Consider the following 1,032-nt stretch of genomic DNA (forward strand, 5'->3'; position numbering starts at 1 on the left):
TTAACGTCAGTACGGGATAAGAAAAAAGCTGAAGTCCTTGCCTAGTGAGGCTTGAACCCGATTTACTTCCCCCAGGAATAGGAAAAGGAGGGGGATAATACTGAAAATTCCCAAAAAATGATTCAGCACCCCCTTCCTATGACTAGTCTAGAAGAACTCTTTTGCCAGATCGATGATTTTTGCCAAAGCTTTGAACCTCGATGGCAGGCAACGCTTTTAGGCAAGGGCTTGAAGCATCGTCAACGTCGTCGTTCCTTAAGTTTGAGTGAAGTGATGACCATTCTGGTGAGCTTCCACCAACAGTCCTATCGCAATTTCAAGCATTTTTATGAGAAACACGTCTGTCTGTATTGGCAATCGGCATTTCCGGGACTGCCAAGCTATCAACGGTTTGTTGATTGGATCCCTTCGAGCTTAATGCCTTTGTGCGTCTATCTGAAGCAGTGCTTTGGGACTTACAGTGGCATTAGCTTCATTGATTCCACCAGCTTGAAGGTGTGTCACAATCGCCGCATTCGGGGGCATCGCGTATTCGAGGGACTGGCGGCACGGGGCAAAACTTCAGTGGATTGGTTCTTTGGTTTCAAGCTCCATGTGGTCGTCAATGAGTATGGTGAGTTACTCAATTTCACCCTGACCCCCGGTAATACCGATGACCGTAAACCCGTTCGAGCTCTGCTCCAAGATGGCTTTGGCAAAGTTTTTGCCGACCGAGGCTATGTCTCCAAAAAACTAGCCAAACAATTGTTTGAAGACTTTGGCATTACCTTTTTTGCCAAACCCAAGCGCTTTCATGTTGAATCAGTTGATGCGGTTAACCGACAAACTGCTTTCTCGCAAGCGTTCCATTATTGAAACGATTATTGACCAATTTAAGAACATCTCTCAAATTGAGCATTCTCGACATCGCAGCCCCATCAATTTCCTGGTCAATGTCGTCTGTGGGTTGATTGCTTATTGCCATCAGTCCAAGAAGCCTTCTCTCCTGATTGACTGGGCTTTACCACCTGCTGCTTAACCCGTACTGACGTT

At 46.2% G+C, this 1,032-nt stretch carries 1 pseudogene; it reads left to right on the top strand.

The window, feature by feature from the left end:
- The first annotated feature begins 138 nt into the window (after positions 1 to 138).
- Positions 139 to 1,018 (top strand): annotated as a pseudogene (locus F6K49_RS52730) (IS982 family transposase).
- Positions 1,019 to 1,032: the final 14 nt, after the last annotated feature.

The organism is Moorena sp. SIO3I6 (assembly GCF_010672095.1).